General features: G+C 45.6%; 1 rRNA gene. It reads right to left on the bottom strand.

Annotated elements, in window-relative coordinates:
* Positions 1–204: ribosomal RNA gene (locus QQ041_RS24220) — 23S ribosomal RNA — on the bottom strand; the annotation flags it as partial.

Raw genomic sequence — 204 nt, forward strand, 5'->3', positions numbered from 1 at the left:
CTTTCGGAATCTCGGTTGATTTCTCTTCCTCGGGGTACTTAGATGTTTCAGTTCCCCCGGTTTGCCTCCTGTTGCTATGTATTCACAACAGGATACTTGCTTATGCAAGTGGGTTTCCCCATTCAGGAATCCCAGACTCAAAAGGTTATTACTACCTAATCTGGGCTTATCGCAAGTTATTACGCCTTTCATCGCCTCTGACTG

Origin of the sequence: Vibrio sp. TMPB1044 (assembly GCF_030442075.1) — a bacterium.
GTDB classification, from domain to species: domain Bacteria; phylum Pseudomonadota; class Gammaproteobacteria; order Enterobacterales; family Vibrionaceae; genus Vibrio; species Vibrio satsumensis.